Annotated in this window: 15 protein-coding genes and 1 tRNA gene; 4 read left to right on the top strand and 12 right to left on the bottom strand. The window is 59.4% G+C overall.

The window, feature by feature from the left end:
* Positions 1 to 80: 80 nt before the first annotated feature.
* Together HYZ49_02175 and HYZ49_02170 are read left to right on the top strand one after the other, a co-directional pair.
* Positions 81 to 1,154: an SPFH domain-containing protein gene (locus tag HYZ49_02175; GenBank protein MBI3241084.1), complete on the top strand. Its 1,074-nt coding sequence runs from the start codon at positions 81 to 83 to the stop codon at positions 1,152 to 1,154.
* Between the two features lie 196 nt (positions 1,155 to 1,350).
* Entirely contained in the window at positions 1,351 to 1,803 is a 453-nt protein-coding gene (locus tag HYZ49_02170; GenBank protein MBI3241083.1) for a hypothetical protein, read from the top strand.
* A 90-nt stretch (positions 1,804 to 1,893) separates the two neighbouring features.
* On the opposite strand, the gene HYZ49_02165 is transcribed toward HYZ49_02170, so the two are convergent.
* From HYZ49_02165 to HYZ49_02135, 7 genes are all read right to left on the bottom strand, one after another.
* Complete coding sequence (locus HYZ49_02165) at positions 1,894 to 3,822, bottom strand: APC family permease (GenBank protein ID MBI3241082.1); 1,929 nt, start codon at positions 3,820 to 3,822, stop codon at positions 1,894 to 1,896.
* Positions 3,823 to 3,860: 38 nt separating this feature from the next.
* The gene (locus HYZ49_02160; protein MBI3241081.1) at positions 3,861 to 4,949 is read right to left on the bottom strand and encodes a DegT/DnrJ/EryC1/StrS family aminotransferase; all 1,089 of its coding nucleotides are present in this window, start codon (positions 4,947 to 4,949) and stop codon (positions 3,861 to 3,863) included.
* A gap of 63 nt (positions 4,950 to 5,012) precedes the next feature.
* On the bottom strand, positions 5,013 to 5,735 hold the full coding sequence (locus HYZ49_02155; protein ID MBI3241080.1) for a glycosyltransferase family 2 protein: 723 nt from the start codon (positions 5,733 to 5,735) through the stop codon (positions 5,013 to 5,015).
* A 63-nt stretch (positions 5,736 to 5,798) separates the two neighbouring features.
* Positions 5,799 to 6,497: a hypothetical protein gene (locus HYZ49_02150; GenBank protein ID MBI3241079.1), complete on the bottom strand. Its 699-nt coding sequence runs from the start codon at positions 6,495 to 6,497 to the stop codon at positions 5,799 to 5,801.
* A complete protein-coding gene (locus HYZ49_02145; protein ID MBI3241078.1) occupies positions 6,466 to 7,530 on the bottom strand; it encodes a beta-ketoacyl-ACP synthase II in 1,065 nt (354 codons plus the stop codon). The genes HYZ49_02150 and HYZ49_02145 overlap by 32 nt, the downstream gene beginning before the upstream one ends.
* Complete coding sequence (gene plsX / locus HYZ49_02140) at positions 7,523 to 8,554, bottom strand: phosphate acyltransferase PlsX (GenBank protein ID MBI3241077.1); 1,032 nt, start codon at positions 8,552 to 8,554, stop codon at positions 7,523 to 7,525. Before plsX ends, HYZ49_02145 begins: the two co-directional genes overlap by 8 nt.
* Positions 8,555 to 8,639: 85 nt before the next feature.
* Entirely contained in the window at positions 8,640 to 9,305 is a 666-nt protein-coding gene (locus HYZ49_02135) for an LON peptidase substrate-binding domain-containing protein (GenBank protein ID MBI3241076.1), read from the bottom strand.
* Between the two features lie 56 nt (positions 9,306 to 9,361).
* Here HYZ49_02135 and HYZ49_02130 point away from each other — a divergent pair.
* Positions 9,362 to 9,443: transfer RNA gene (locus HYZ49_02130), tRNA-Leu, on the top strand.
* Positions 9,444 to 9,499: 56 nt separating this feature from the next.
* Here HYZ49_02130 and HYZ49_02125 read toward each other — a convergent pair.
* From HYZ49_02125 to HYZ49_02105, 5 genes are all read right to left on the bottom strand, one after another.
* A complete protein-coding gene (locus HYZ49_02125; protein ID MBI3241075.1) occupies positions 9,500 to 10,294 on the bottom strand; it encodes an amino acid ABC transporter ATP-binding protein in 795 nt (264 codons plus the stop codon).
* 5 nt (positions 10,295 to 10,299) lie between these two features.
* Positions 10,300 to 11,262 (bottom strand): amino acid ABC transporter permease, encoded by a 963-nt coding sequence (locus tag HYZ49_02120; GenBank protein ID MBI3241074.1) that lies wholly within the window; start codon positions 11,260 to 11,262, stop codon positions 10,300 to 10,302.
* A gap of 57 nt (positions 11,263 to 11,319) precedes the next feature.
* A complete protein-coding gene (locus HYZ49_02115) occupies positions 11,320 to 12,231 on the bottom strand; it encodes a transporter substrate-binding domain-containing protein (protein MBI3241073.1) in 912 nt (303 codons plus the stop codon).
* 96 nt (positions 12,232 to 12,327) lie between these two features.
* Entirely contained in the window at positions 12,328 to 13,143 is an 816-nt protein-coding gene (locus HYZ49_02110) for a creatininase family protein (GenBank protein MBI3241072.1), read from the bottom strand.
* A 17-nt stretch (positions 13,144 to 13,160) separates the two neighbouring features.
* Positions 13,161 to 14,024 carry a YitT family protein gene (locus HYZ49_02105; protein MBI3241071.1) on the bottom strand — a complete coding sequence of 288 codons (864 nt, stop codon included), beginning with the start codon at positions 14,022 to 14,024 and terminating at the stop codon, positions 13,161 to 13,163.
* A 55-nt stretch (positions 14,025 to 14,079) separates the two neighbouring features.
* On the opposite strand from HYZ49_02105, the gene HYZ49_02100 reads away from it, so the two are divergent.
* On the top strand, positions 14,080 to 14,599 hold a 520-nt coding region (locus HYZ49_02100), incomplete at its 3' end, for an alkaline phosphatase family protein (GenBank protein MBI3241070.1).

The raw sequence follows: 14,599 nt of genomic DNA, 5'->3' as shown, positions 1-14,599 counted from the left end.
CCTTCTCTCCCTCGTTTCCTTGATTCCCCGGCAAAAGAAGGAATCAAGGAAAAAGGAACTGACCCCAACGGAGGACTTACATGGCTCGTCGTATTTTTGATGTGATTGAATATCCCGATGAGATGCGCAACGAGATTGTGCATCGCTTTCCCGAGTCTGGCCCCGGCGATTTTCAGATGGGCTCGCAGGTGATCGTGCGCGAGAGCCAGAACGCGGTCTTCTTCCGCGATGGCCGGGCGCTCGACACCTTTGGCCCCGGGCGGCACACCATCACCACCGCCAACATCCCGTTCGTTCGCGACTGGGTGGGCAAGCTGTTCAACGAGCGCTCGCCGTTCACCGCCGAAGTGTATTACGTGGCCGTGCGCGAGTTTGCCGACCAGAAGTGGGGCACGCCGCAACCCATCATCGTGAAGAATCCGGGCGTGGGTTTGGGCATTGCGCTTCTGCAAGCGTTCGGCTCCTATTCGTTTCAAGTGAGCAACCCGCAACAGTTCGTGGCTCAAATCGTCGGCGCGCAGGGCGCTTACACCACTGCCGACATTCAAGGCCGCTTCCGCTCGATGATCCTCTCCAAGCTTCAAGACCTGCTCGGCGAGCTTGGCACCAAGCAGGGCAAGTCGGTGCTCGACATCATCGGCCTCACTGAAGAGATCGGCGCGGGCGTGCGGGCCAAAGCCCAGGACGACTTCAAGGCCATCGGCATCACCCTCAAGTCGTTCTACGTCGAGAACATCAAGCCTTCGTCGAAGTCGGCGGAAGAATTGCGGGCGATGGGCATGCTCGACATGCAGACTTACATGCAATTGCAGGCGGCGGATGCTATGCGCGACGCGGCCAAGAATCCGGGCGGTGGCGCGGGCCTCACTGCCGGCATCGGCGCCGGTATTGGCATTGGCAACATCATGGGCCAGGCCTTCCAGGGCGGGATGCAACCGCCCGCGCCGGCGGGCGGAGCGGCCCCGGTGGCCCCAGCCGCGCCGAGCGGCGGCCCGGCCCCCGATGTGATGAACCCGACCCAGGCCGCATCCTATCTACAAGTCTCTGAAGCCGACGTGATGAAGTTAATCAGCGACGGCCAGATCAAGGCCAAGCAGATCGGCAGTCAGTACAAGATTTCCAAGAAGGTGCTGGACGACTTCCTGGCCTCTTGAGGTGAACGCGGATAAACGCAGATGAACGCTGATTGGCGCAGATCGTTGATGAAGGTCTGTGGAAATCAGCGTTCTTTCTTTTCAGGAGAGTGAAATGATTACCTGCCCGTCTTGTGGTACGCAAAATCCCGATACCGGAAAGTTTTGCATCAGTTGTGGCGTGGATTTGACGGCGACGGCGACCGAAGAGAAATTGATGACCGACTCAGTGGCGACCGCCTCTGAGGAAACACCCGCCGCGCCAACTCCGCCCGAAGTGCCGCCGGAATATATCTCGCCGCCACCGCCCGAACCGGCTTTCACTCCACCGCCGCCGCCCCCTTTATACACTCCGCCCCAGCCAAGTTATTCGCCGCCTGCCGCCGCGCCCGCTGGCGCAAAAGATCGCACCATTGCTCTGGTGCTGGAAGTTCTGCCCGGCGTCTTTGGTTTTCTTGGCATTGGCTGGATGTACAGCGGCAATATCGCGGTTGGCCTGGCGTGGTTGTTGGGCGTGCTGGTCTGGAACGTGATTGGTCTGGTAGCTGCTTTCTTTACAGTTGGCTTTTCCTTCTGTTGTACCGTGCCGCTCACCTGGGCGCTGGTGGGCGTCTCGACATACTTTTTGAACGAGTATACAAAGCAGAATGCGGGGATGTTCGGGCAATAGAGCTTCCAATGAACTTTCTAAACGGAAAAGCGGATGGTGTGCGCTCCATCCGCCTTTCCGCTTCCTGTCTGCTGGAAGAGCGGTTCTTCATCAATCCACCTGGTAAGGCACTTCGGTAATTACAACCCCATTGCGAAACAGCAACACAAACCGTAACCAGAAAGCCGTTTGCGTGTGCAGAAGATTATGCCACCAGCGTTGCGGCACGAACTGCGGCACCACGATGGTCACCCGCTCGTGGCCCTGGCGCTGAGCGCACACGCCATCTACATACTCCAGAAACGGCTCTAGAAAAGCGCGATAGGGCGATTCGATAATCACCAGTCGCACGCCATCGCCCCACCATTTCCAGGCCTGGCGCACCCGTTCGGCCTGGGTCGGATCAATGGAAATATGCACAGCGGTTACATCAGGCGAGAGTGAACGGGCGTAATCGAGCGCTTCGAGCGTGCCCCGATGAATCCCGCTGACCGGTATGATGACGCGATGCCGCCGCGCACGTGGCGGCTGGCCGTAATCCTCCAGCGATAAATCGCGCGCCAGGTTTTGATAATGGCGATGAACAGCGAAGAACCCGGCTACCACAGTCGGCAGAAGCAGGGCAATGATCCATGCGCCATCGCGGAACTTGGTAATCGCAAACACCAGCGTCACGATAGCGGTGCAGATAGATCCCAGGCCATTCACTACAAGTTTCCACTGCCAGCCCGACTCAGCAAGAGTCCCTGAGGCGCGTGCGGCGCGGCCTGCCTTCCACCAATGCCGCGCCATTCCGGCCTGCGAGAGGGTGAACGATAGAAACACGCCCACCGCCCACAGCGGAATGAGGGCGGTGACGCTGGCGCGGAAGATCGCAATGAGCAAACTGGCAATGACCGTGAGGGCGATAATACCGTAAGAGAACACTAATCGGCTGCCACGATAGGAAAACTGCCGGGGCATAAAACCATCCTGGGCAATGACCGCGCTCAGGCGTGGAAAGCCCGCAAAGGCTGTGTTGGTCGCCAGAATCAAGATGATCGTAGTGGCCGCGATGGCGCCCAGGTAAAGCAGGCCGCGGCTGCCGAAGGCGGTGCGGGCGAGTTGCGAGATCACCGTCTCTTCTTCAGACGGAAGAGCGCCAATCACGCCGAGCAGGTAGGTGATGCTGAGGAACAGCACCCCCAGAATCGCCGACATCCAGAGCACTGTCAGCGCCGCGTTGTGTGTCCGTGGCTCTCTGAAGGCGGTAACCCCGTTGGAAATGCACTCCACACCGGTAAGGGCGGTGGTGCCGTTGGAGAACGCGCGCAAGAGGAGAAAGAGCGTCAGTGGCTCCGAGCCGTGGACTACGTTCATAGGCGGCGGTGAGATCACTCCTCCCAGCGTGCCCGTCAGGTAACGGAAGAAACCGACGCCAACGACAAGGATGGTCATCGCCAAAAAGAAATAAGTGGGCACCGAGAAAGCCGCGCCCGACTCTTTAACGCCCCGCAGGTTGGCAATGGTGATGAGCATTAACAGCCCAATGGCTAACGCCACGCGATAGGGAAACAGGGCCGGATACGCCGAAACAATCTGCGCCATCCCCGATGAGACAGCGACGGCGGCTAAGAGGATATAGTCTATGAGCAGGGCCGCGCCTGCCACCTGCGCGGCCAATATGCCCAGATTGTCGTAGGCCACGGTATACGCTCCGCCGCCATTGGGGTAGGTGTGAATAGTTTGTTGGTATGAAATGGTGACGATGGCAAGCAGGGCGGTGATGACGAGCGATATAGGGAAGGCATAGCTAAAGGCTGCTGTTCCGGCCGCGGCCAAAATGACGAGCATCTCTTGCGGCGCATAGGCAATAGATGAGAGGGCGTCAGCCCCAAACACGGCCAACCCCACTGCCTTGCTGATGGTCTGGTGTGGAGCGTCGGCGGTGGGCATGGGGCGGCCAATGAGCCACGTGCGCCACGAGAGGCGTGGCTTGTAGCGAGCGACCCGGTGAATAATGCCGGTCTCGTCTTCAGCTTTGGTGGGCGGTTGGGTCATAGTGTTTTATTTTAGCCCATCCAGCGCCGGGCTCAGTTTCAGGTTCGATTTGTTAGTGCATCTTTCACTGCTTCACAAACCGTTTCCACTTCTGCATCGCTCAATTCCGGGTAAATCGGCAGGCAAAGAAGCTCGCGGGCAAACTGCTCGGTGACGGGCAGGCTGAGGGGCGGGTCGTCGGCGTAGGCGGGTTGCAGGTGAACGGGGATCGGGTACAAGATCGAAGTTCCCACGCCGCTGGCGGCCAACCCTTGTTTAAGCGCCTCGCGCTTTGGGTGGCGGATGACGTACTGATGGTAGACACCGCCAGCTGGAGGTAGCCTCAGGTCAAGCCCGGCAAAGGCTGAGTTGTACGTTTCGGCGATGCGAATGCGGCGGGCATTGTTGTCGTCCAAATGGCGAAGTTTGACGCGCAGGATGGCGGCTTGCAGTTCGTCAAGGCGGCTGTTGAGGCCGTGACTCTCGGAGATGTAACGTTCGCGCCAGCCGTACATTCGCAGAAGCCGCGCCCGCGCCGCAACTTCGTCCGAGTCGGTGACGATAGCCCCGCCGTCGCCCAACGCCCCCAAATTCTTGGTCGGATAAAAACTGAACGCCGCCGCCGCGCCGAACGAGCCGACTCGTTTGCCCCGATAAATTGCGCCGTGCGCTTGCGCGCAGTCTTCGATCACGACCGCCCCGCGCTCTTCAGCCAATTGCATGATCTCGGCCATGCGCGCCGGTTGGCCGTATAGATGCACCGGCACGATGAACATACTCGGCGCGGTCAAGGCTGTTTCGAGCGCCGACGGGTCGAGGGTGAATTCGTCGGGCAGGATGTCGAGCAGGATCGGTTGCCAGCCGGCCTCGACGATGGCGGCGACGGTGGCCGTAGCTGTCATGGAGACCGTGACGCCTTCCACGCCGCGATATGGAATGGCGGCTTGAACAGCAATGCGAAGCGCGTCCGTGCCGTTGGCGACGCCGATGCAGTGCTTGACGCCGACGTAGGCCGCGAACTCGGCCTCGAACGCTTCGACTTCGGGGCCAAGAATGTACCAGCCCGATTCGGTCACACGGCGGATGGCCTCGTCAATCTCTGCTTTGTGAGCGCGGTAGGATGCGCCGGGATTGGCTTGAGGGATCATGGGCAATACTCAAGGCACAACGCTCAATTCACAATTCGTTGTTGTGCATTGCAAATTGTGATGTCATTTGTTTTTGAGGTGTTCGCGCACAACCACCAGCCGCCACCACCAGCCAACCAGAGCCACCAGAGTGCGGGCCACGCGGGGGAAGTTGAAGAACTGCGATAGGCCGTACTGACGATACCAGTGATGCACCGGCACTTCGACGATTCGACAGCCGGCGTCCTGAATCTTCTTCACCATTTCAAAAGTGATGGTGCCGGTCGTCGATTCGAGAAGCACTTTATCGAAGATGGCGCGCCGCATCAGACGAAAGTCGCAGTCCACGTCGCGAATAGACAGGCCGAAGACGAGCTTGACAAAGTATTGGTAGAGCAGGCCGATGACGACCCGGTGAAACGGGTCGTGACGCTTGATTTTGTAACCCTGCACCATGTCAACGCCGTCATCGGCGGCGCGGGCCAGCAGAGCCAGTTCGCGGGAGTCATACTGGGCGTCGCCGTCGGTGTAAAAGATCCAATCTTTTTTGGCGGCGGCAAAACCGGCACGCAAGACGCCGCCGTAGCCGCTGGGCTGGTTGTGATGAATGACCCGGAGTTGGGGATAGTGGCGGCTCATCTCGTCCAGCACCCGGCCCGTGTCGTCGGTGGAGCCGTCGTTGATGACGATGATCTCGTAGTCGTCCGACACCTCCGGCAGGGTTTGCATGGCCCGGATGATCATCGTCGGGATAGTGCCGGCGTCATTGTAGGCCGGGAAGAAGACGGAGATGCTTTTAGGGCGCATGAACGCAACAATTCTCTAATTCTCTGACCGGGCGCGAACTATTCGAGATTGGAGAATTAGAGATTAGAGATTGGCGATGCCGATCGCCTCGTCAAGTTTGGCGATCTGGTCGGCGGAGAGGGTAGGGCCTTTGGGCAGTTTGCGGATATGCTCCTTCAACTGCTTCACGTGCAGGGCCGGGAGGGGCGCGTCCTTGGCGTTGACGGTAACGTTGGGATTGTAGAAGACGATGATGGCCTGAACCGGCGGCACATCCGCCCCGATCTTCTTGGCCAGAAAACGGGACAGCGCCTCTACCTCCCCGGCGGCTTCGGCGTTAGGGTTGCCCAGACTCTCCTGGCCAAATAGACTCAGCAAAAAATTGCCGCCTTTAGCTTGCCGCCAGCGTTTGCCATCCCAACTCACCTCACCCGGTTGAAACTTGAGCACAAAGGCAAACACGCCAGCCGGGCAGATGAGAACGTGCGGCGTGGGCGCGCGGTAGTGATAGAGATAGTAACGATCGTCGAAGCCCTTGAGCGCATTGTCCAGCACTTGATCGGGGCGGGGCGGGCGGACGTAGCGATTAGACATGTAAATGCCGACGTTCGACAGGATGAAGCCGATGATCAGCGTGATGAACGGGACGAGTTGCCATTCCGGCTCTTTCTTGAAGAGCGAGATCAGCAGGCCTCCGATCAGCACCGCCATTCCGCCGATGGCCGTGTATTTTCCAATCGTCGCATTCCGTTTAATAAGTGATTCGTTGGTAATCAGCCGCATCTTTAGCCCTCAAACTTGCCCAGCACCAGGCAGGCATTTTGAACACTTTCTTGATGGCCATTGTTTCCAGCGGATCGTTAATGGGTGTGCTGCTGCCGTGCGCGTTCACGTAATCCACTTCGCCCGGGTCAACTCGCGCATTCTTGAGCGCCCACTTCATGGCCCGGATCGCGCCCTCGCCGCTCGGGTCGGGCTGGGCCACGTGGAAGGCGTCCGACGAGGCGGCCTGACCGAGCACCTCGGCGTAAATGCGCGCGCCGCGCGCTTTGGCGTGTTCCAAACTTTCCAACACCACAATGCCGCATCCTTCCGAGAAGATGAAGCCCTCGCGATCCTTGTCGAACGGGCGTGAGGCTTTCTCGGGCGCGTCGTTGAAGTGAGTGGGCAGGGCGCGCATGCCGGAAAACCCGGCGATGGCAAAATCGCCGATGAGGGCTTCGGTGCCGCCGGCAAACATCACGTCGGCTGCGCCGCGCCGGATCACTTCAGTGCCCTCGCCGATCACCTGTGTGCCGGTGGCGCAGGCCGTCACCAGCGTCATCAGCGGGCCGCGCGCCAGAAAGGTGCGCGAGACGTGGTGGGCCGGCATGTTGGGAATGCAGGCCGTGACGGCGAACGGATTGGCCCGCACCGAGCCTTTGCCCCGAAACTCGTTGACGGCTTTGTCGGCTTCGTCAAACCCGCCGATGGCCGTTCCTACAATGACGCCGACATGCTCCTGCTTCTCTTCGCTCAACGGCGTGTCAAGACCGGCATCGGCGGCGGCATCTTTGGCGGCGGCCACGGCAATTTGGGCGCAACGCGCCATGCGTCGCGCTTCTTTCGGGTCCATGTATTTGGCCGGGTCGAAGCCCTTGATCTCGCCGGCGATCTGGCAATCGAATCCTTCAGCATTGAATTGCGTAATGCGATTGATGCCGTTCCGTCCGTTCGACAACCCGTCCCAAAATTCGTCCACCGTCAGGCCGAGTGGCGTGATTGCGCCCAGGCCGGTGATGACGACTCGAACTCTTCCATTGTCTCGTTTACTCATCGCTTGCTCCTGCTAGTTCAGCTTCAGAAAGTTGTGCCGCCAGTTCAGCCCGGATCGCGTCCAGCATTTTCCCTTGCACGGCAGTGCGGGCCACATTGATGGCACTGCGAATGGCGCGGGCGTTGGAACGCCCGTGTCCGACGATTGCCACGCCGTCCAGCCCGAGCAGGGGCGCGCCGCCCACTTCGGTCGGGTCCATCTTGGTTCTGATGGAAGCAAAGGCTGGGCGCACCAGCACGCCGCCTATCGTCGTGATCGGATTTTTGACGATAGCTTCGCGGATCATGTCGCTCATCAATGAGGCGACGCTCTCGCTGGTTTTGAGAAAGACGTTGCCGGTGAAGCCGTCGGTGACGACCACGTCGGCGGCTCCGGCAAAAAACTCCTTGCTCTCCAGGTTGCCGATGTAATTCAATTTGCTTTTCTTGAGCAACTGTTGAGCTTCCTTGACGAGCGTGTTGCCTTTGCCCTCTTCTTCACCGTTAGACAAGGTGGCCACGCGTGGAGTTTCGATGTTCAGAATTTTGCTGGCGTATACACTGCCCATGATGCCGAATTGAAGCAGGAACTCTGGCTTGCAGTCGGCGTTGGCACCAACATCGAGCAGAACCGTTCGGCCTTTGCGCGTAGGCAGTGACACCATCAACGCCGGACGTTTGATACCTCGTATTCTTTTGAAGATGAACAAGCCATTTGTCAGCGCCGCGCCGGTGTTGCCTGCCGTTACGAAAGCGTCGCCTTTGCCTTCTTTCACCAACTGCATGCCAACGGCCATTGAGTTCTCGGCTTTTTGGCGCGAGGCAAAGGCGGGCTTGTCGCCCATCTCCACAATATCTTTGGCATGAACGATACTAACTTTCGCCCTTGGCGCGTTTTTGAGTTGTGCCTCAAGCAGGGGGCGAAGGCGGGCCTCGTCGCCAGTCAAAATGATCTCGTCGCCAAACTCGCGGGCGGCCAGCACTGCGCCTTCAACTTCCGGGTCAGGGAATTTATCGCTTCCCATCGCGTCTAACACAATTCGCATGAATCAACTCCTGGCATTGGACTGGACGAGATTCTACCAGACTTGGCGCACTTTCATCGGTCTTGTGGCCTGGCAATGCCTTGCCTCAGTTGGCTGAGAAGGGTGAGTGGTCGTCTTCGGGGATTTGGGTGAGGAGGGCGTTAAGCAGGACAATCTCACTACGATAAAGGTTCCGCTCGTGGTCGAGCAAGTCCACAGTGCTCGGCAGGGTAAGCAGGGCCTGCTTGGTATTGACCGGCGACTGCAAAACAATGGCCGCCAGGTAAGCCAGGGCCAGCGGGTCGGCGGGGAGGCGGTCAGGGTCGAACGGCGTTTCGGCAGCTTTGGCTAGCAGAGTCATGTAGCGCGACACCCAGGGCCGCAGGTGGCGGGCGGCTTTCAGCGCCAAAGATGAATCTGAATCGCTCATCGGATAATTTTCGACCAGCGCCGAAAGATAAGGCCGGTGCTCGCGCAGCTCGAGGATGCGAAAGCGATCCTGCCCGACGGTTTCGATGTTGAGGCGGCCTTCGGACAAGCGCTCGACGTTGGTGATGCGGGTGCTGGTGCCGACGAGGTGCGGTTTGGCGGGCGCGTCCACTTCGGCTCCGGCTTTGATGAGCACCACGCCAAACGGCGTGTGGTTACGCAGGCACTCGCCCACCAAAGCCTTGTAACGTTCCTCGAAGATGTGAAGCGGCAAGGGCATGCCGGGGAAGAGCACAGTTCGGAGAGGGAAGAGAGGAAGTTCGTAGGGGCCGGGGGTGTTCATTGACAAAGGTTAGTGGCCGCGTATAATGAGCGGCGCGTCACCCAAAGTTGCGCAACGCGGTCGTGCTGGAATTGGCAGACAGGCATGGTTGAGGGCCATGTGTCGTAAGACGTGAGGGTTCAAGTCCCTCCGACCGCACTCTTTTATCATTCAGACAGAATCTGATAAGCGGCTTGCCGGAAGGCAGGCCGCTTTTATTTCGCCTTCTCCGCGCTTCTTTCCTGGAGCACAAGCATCATATCCTTTACCAGAATACGATCCAGGAATTGGCGGGTGCGCGGGTCAGCCGGCTCGGTGAAGATTTGTTCAGGTTTGCCCTGCTCGACGATCACGCCCTCGTCCACGTAGATGATCCGATCGGCCATTTGCCTGGCGAAATCCATTTCGTGGGTGACCACGATCATGGTCATGCCCTCGCGGGCCAACTGCTTCATCACTTCCAGCACTTCGCCGATCAATTCCGGGTCGAGGGCCGAGGTCGGCTCGTCGAATAACATCACGCGCGGTTCCATTGCCAGGGCGCGAGCGATGGCGACCCGTTGTTTTTGGCCGCCGGAGAGGCGGTTGGGGAATTCGTTGCGCTTGGCGGCCAGACCGACCTTTTCCAGAAACTTTGAGCCGATCTCGGTGGCCCTGGCCTTGTCCATCCCTTTGACCGTGACCGGCGCTTCGACAACATTCTCGATGACGCTCAGGTGCGGGAAGAGATTAAATTCCTGGAACACCATGCCGGTCTTCAGGCGCAGGTCGTGAACCTGTTGGCGATGCTCACCTGTCCGGTGGTGCGTAGCCGACACGGTAAGGCCATCCACTTCTACCGTTCCAGCATCCGGCTCTTCGAGGAAATTGATACAGCGGAGCAAGGTGCTCTTGCCGGAGCCGCTCCGGCCAATGACGATCACCACCTCTCGCTCGGCCACTTCCAGCGAGATATTTTTGAGGACGTGCAAACGGCCAAAATATTTGTCGAGGTTGGAAACTTTGACGATAGCCATCAGCGGTCTCCGCGGGCCATGTATTTTTCCAGCCGGTCTTGCAGAGAAGTGAAGAGGATGGTCATCACCCAGTAGAACACGGCGGCGACGAGGAGGGCTTCGAAGTTGCGGCTGACAGGCTTGCCGGCGGCCCCGGCCCGCCACATGATCTCGTGGACAAAACCCGTGACGGACACCAGGGCCGAGTCCTTGAGCATGGCAATGAATTCGTTGCCGGTGGGCGGAACGGCAAAGCGCAGGGCCTGCGGCAGGACAATGCGCGTCATTGTCTGCGTTGGCGTCATGCCAAGCGCGGTGGCGGCCTCGCGCTGGCCTTTGCCTACCGACAGGAGCGCCGCCCGGAAAATCTCGCTCATGTAGGCCCCATAGTTCAGACCCAGAGCAAGCACGCCCGCCCACAGGCCGGAAAGGTTGACGCCAAGCTGGGGCAGGGCCAGGAAGAAGAAGATCACCTGCAAGAAGAGAGGTGTGCCGCGAATCAACGAAACGTAGAATGTCGAGAGAGCATAAATGGGCGGGAAGGGTGAGAGCCGCCCCAGCGCCGCCAACAACGCCAGCAGGGTGGCAAACAAGATGGAGAGCGCCGATATGCCGATGGTTTGCCCGATGCCGCCAAAGATAAATTCCAGGTTGCCGCTAATGAATCTCCAGTCGAGAGGGATGGCCGAAAACGAAACCTGACCCGGCAGAGAAATTGGCAGGGCCAACAGCGTTTCGTCCACCTTTTGCTTTCTGCCATCGGCTTCGACCCACCTGGTAACCGATACTTGCGTTCCGGCCGGGCCGGCCTCAAACTTCAGCCCGCTAAACAAAAACAACAGAAACGAGAGCATCGCCACCCAGGAAACCAGGACGTTCGCCGTAAACCTGCGGCGAGTGCGCTGATTCATCTCAAGAATCAGTTGGGCCTGAGTCTTCGGGGCCGGCGCAGAGGAGGGGGCGGAAGCAGTGACGGTGGCCATAGGATTAAGAGCGTGGAAGCGGCCTCGAGGCCGCTTCCATGTGAATGAGAGTGGGATTTACTTGGGCGCCTGCGTCAGGTCACCGCCGAACCACTGGTTGGACAGTTTGCTCAGCGTGCCATCGGCGTGCATGGCTTTGACGGCGTCGTCAATCTTGCTCACCAGGGTGGTCGGGTTGAGCTTGTGCGACCTGTCAATGGCCACCGACAGGTCTTCGGAGTAAGCCGCTCCCCCGACTTTGACGACCGGCACGCCGCTGGCAATGTTTTGATCTACAACCGTGCCTGAAGTGAGATAAGCCTGGAAGTCGGTGCGGCCGGCTGCGATGGATTGGGCGCAGTCCTGATCGCTGGTGAGCGGCACAACCGTAACGCCTTCCGGCGGTTGGGCATAGATGCTGGACTCGGGCAGGCCGAGATCGTCGAACTTCTTGTTGAGATAGGATTCGTAGGTGGTCGCAACGCCAACGCAAATGGCTTTGCCGTTGAGGTCGTCGAGCGAGGCAATGCCCGAGTCAGCGGCGGCGGCGAACTGAGCCGGGGTGTAATAGTAGGGCGTGGTGAAGTGCAACACCTGCTGGCGGCCAGTGGTGATAGTCATCGAGCCAACGCTGATGTCCCACTTGTCGGCCCAGCTTCCGGCGGTGATGATATCCCAGCCGGGAGTGACGAAACAGGTTTCCACGCCGAGGCGCTTGCCCAGTTCGAGGGCCACGTCAATGTCGAAGCCTTCCAATTCACCGGCGGTGAGTTGGTCACTGGCGCACTTGGTGCCTGCGGTGCGCGTGCCATCGGGCTTGGCCACACTTTGCGGCGCGTAGTTCGGGTCGGTCGAAACGACCAACGTGCCGCGAGCCGTGATCTCGCCCAGCAGGTCTGCGGGCGCTGCTGTGGTGGCCGCGCCGCCACAAGCAGTGAGCACAAGCGCCGCCAGGACAACCAGGCTAATGATGAGATGAATCTTTTTCATTTTTCTCCTCCTGAGAGAGTTGGTGTGTTTGGATTATAGCACCTTGAAAGCAGTAGGGGCAATTCATGAATTGCCGCTACGATTTGTGAATTGCCCCTACGAATGATGGTCAACTCTCGGTTTGATTTCGATCATCTGGAACTCGCGCACCATCTCGACGAAACGCTCCACCGTTAGTTCAAACATCCGCTTGCCGAACTCCGGGGTAGCCGCCGCGGCGTCCCCGCAAATTCCCTCCTTCGAAAACCGGCTCCACCAGTCCTGCCAGGCGTAGGCGCTCGGCTCAGGATAATCCCAGTTGAAGTATTTTAGTTTCAACTGGCCGATGTCGCGATAGGCCTTGTCCATCTGCACCAGGCCGGGGTGAAGGTGGAGCATCATCGCCGTCTCGTATTCGCAAGCGTGGCCCACGCTTCCGAAGCCGCCTTTGCGCTCGGCGTCCAACACGTCGGCCACCAGCGCCGGGTTGACGGCGGCGTTGACGGTGGTGGCGGCGCAAATCACGCCGGTTGCCAACACACACTTCCGCGCCGCCAGATCGCAAATAGACTGATTCGAGCCATGCCCGTTCAAAATCAAAATGTGGGTGAAGCCGTGACGGGCCACCGAGATCGCCGTTTGCGAGAGATAGGCCAGCGTCGTCTCAATATCAATTGCAATCGTGCCGGGGAAATCCATGTGATGCTCGTCGAGGCCAAACGGAATAGTTGGCAAGACGAGCAAATCGCCCCCGGCCTGCCGCCCGCACTCGGCCAGCACCCCTTCCAAAATATCGTTGTCGGTTGAAAGCGGCGTGTGCGGCCCATGATCCTCGACGGCCCCAATTGGCACGGCCACCACCGGCTGAGGCCGGCGGGCGATGACCTCTCTCATCTCCGGCCAGGTCAAACGATCGTATCTCCAGTGAGTCATGTTTCCCTCCATTTCCTTTATTTCCTTGCTTCTTCAGCCAACGCCTTGAATCCCTCTCCCAGCGCTTCGTGGGCCAGGCCAATCACCACAAACGCGTCCGGGTCTGCTTCGTGAATGATCAATTTGAGTTGCGAGAGTTCGGCCCGGCTGACGACGCAAAACAGAATTTGCTTGCCCTGGCCGGAGTACATGCCTGTGCCCGCCCAGGCCGTTACGCCGCGTTGCAGGTCGGCCATAATCTGGTTCGACACGGCCTCGGCCTGGTTGGTGACGACAACGACGGTGCGCACCACTCCCTGGCCTTCGACCACAAAGTCGGTGACGACGCCCCACACATACAACACAATTAATGCGTAGAGCGCATGGTTCCAACTGAAGGCCAGGCCGGAGAGGAAGACCACCACCGCGTCGGTGTACATGTAACTTTGCGAGAGCGGAATGCCGTAGCGCCGCGAGACGAGCCGGGCCAGAATTTCGGTGCCGCCGCTCGTGCCCTGCATGCGAATGACCAGCCCGCCGCCGATGCCGCCCAGCAGAGCGCCATAAAGCGCGTTCAGCACCGGGTCGGTCGTCACACCGCCCGGCGGCAGAACCAGGACCAGGCCATCCAACACCACCGAAAATACAATTGAAGCAAAAATCGTCCGGGCCAGAAACCGCCGCCCGCCCAGGAACTTCCAGCCGGCGAAGAAGAGAGGAATGTTGGCAATCAGCACCATCGTGCCAATGGGCCAGCCGGTAAAGCTGTTAATAATTTGCGCCGCCCCGCTTAGCCCGCCCGGCGCCAGCTTGCCCGGCACCAGGAACAAGGCGAAGCACACCGCTTGCAGGCTCGCGCCGATGAAGATCAATGTATAGTCACGAATCTGTTTGAGCCGCATGGCTCACCTTTTATCTTGCTTTAGGTTGCTTGTCAAGCTATGTTAGACTTGACTCATGCAAAGACTTCTCCTGACCCTTGCTCTCGCGGCGCTCGTGCTCGCCGGTTGCGCCGCCCCGGTTCCCCCAACCCTCACCGCAACATCGGCGCCTGTTTCGACAGCGGCCCCGACTGCCACCCCCACAATAACTGCTACCGCGACCCTTACATCCACACCGACGGCCACCCCGACTCCGCTCCCGCCATCCAAAGTCGTCGTCATCTCCATTGACGGTTTGCGGCCCGACGGGCTTCTTCAGGCAAATGCGCCCAATATTTTTGCGCTGGCCAAACGCGGCGCTTACACCTGGAAGGCGCAAACAATTTTCCCGCCCGTCACCTTGCCCTCGCACGCCTCCATGCTCACCGGCTACACCCCCGAAGGCCATGGCCTTACCTGGAACGATAACCTGCCGGATCGCGGCGCAATAGCAGTTCCCACGATTCTCTCAATCGCGCGCGAGGCCGGCTTGCGAACAGTAATGATAACCGGCAAAGAAAAATTCAGGCAACTCAATGCGCCCGGCTCGACGGACG

Source organism: Chloroflexota bacterium, from assembly GCA_016197225.1.
Lineage (GTDB): Bacteria > Chloroflexota > Anaerolineae > Anaerolineales > VGOW01 > VGOW01.
Note: the sequence above shows the minus strand (reverse complement) of the source record. Positions and strands in the feature narration are given on the sequence as shown.

Bases quoted from the DNA above. Each gene is read 5' to 3' on its own strand.
- HYZ49_02175 (MBI3241084.1), top strand. From the start codon at position 81: ATGGCTCGTCGTATTTTTGATGTGATTGAATATCCCGATGAGATGCGC.
- HYZ49_02170 (MBI3241083.1), top strand. From the start codon at position 1,351: ATGACCGACTCAGTGGCGACCGCCTCTGAGGAAACACCCGCCGCGCCA.
- HYZ49_02165 (MBI3241082.1), bottom strand. From the start codon at position 3,822: ATGACCCAACCGCCCACCAAAGCTGAAGACGAGACCGGCATTATTCAC.
- HYZ49_02160 (MBI3241081.1), bottom strand. From the start codon at position 4,949: ATGATCCCTCAAGCCAATCCCGGCGCATCCTACCGCGCTCACAAAGCA.
- HYZ49_02155 (MBI3241080.1), bottom strand. From the start codon at position 5,735: ATGCGCCCTAAAAGCATCTCCGTCTTCTTCCCGGCCTACAATGACGCC.
- HYZ49_02150 (MBI3241079.1), bottom strand. From the start codon at position 6,497: ATGCGGCTGATTACCAACGAATCACTTATTAAACGGAATGCGACGATT.
- HYZ49_02145 (MBI3241078.1), bottom strand. From the start codon at position 7,530: ATGAGTAAACGAGACAATGGAAGAGTTCGAGTCGTCATCACCGGCCTG.
- plsX (MBI3241077.1), bottom strand. From the start codon at position 8,554: ATGCGAATTGTGTTAGACGCGATGGGAAGCGATAAATTCCCTGACCCG.
- HYZ49_02135 (MBI3241076.1), bottom strand. From the start codon at position 9,305: ATGAACACCCCCGGCCCCTACGAACTTCCTCTCTTCCCTCTCCGAACT.
- HYZ49_02120 (MBI3241074.1), bottom strand. From the start codon at position 11,262: ATGGCCACCGTCACTGCTTCCGCCCCCTCCTCTGCGCCGGCCCCGAAG.
- HYZ49_02115 (MBI3241073.1), bottom strand. From the start codon at position 12,231: ATGAAAAAGATTCATCTCATCATTAGCCTGGTTGTCCTGGCGGCGCTT.
- HYZ49_02110 (MBI3241072.1), bottom strand. From the start codon at position 13,143: ATGACTCACTGGAGATACGATCGTTTGACCTGGCCGGAGATGAGAGAG.
- HYZ49_02105 (MBI3241071.1), bottom strand. From the start codon at position 14,024: ATGCGGCTCAAACAGATTCGTGACTATACATTGATCTTCATCGGCGCG.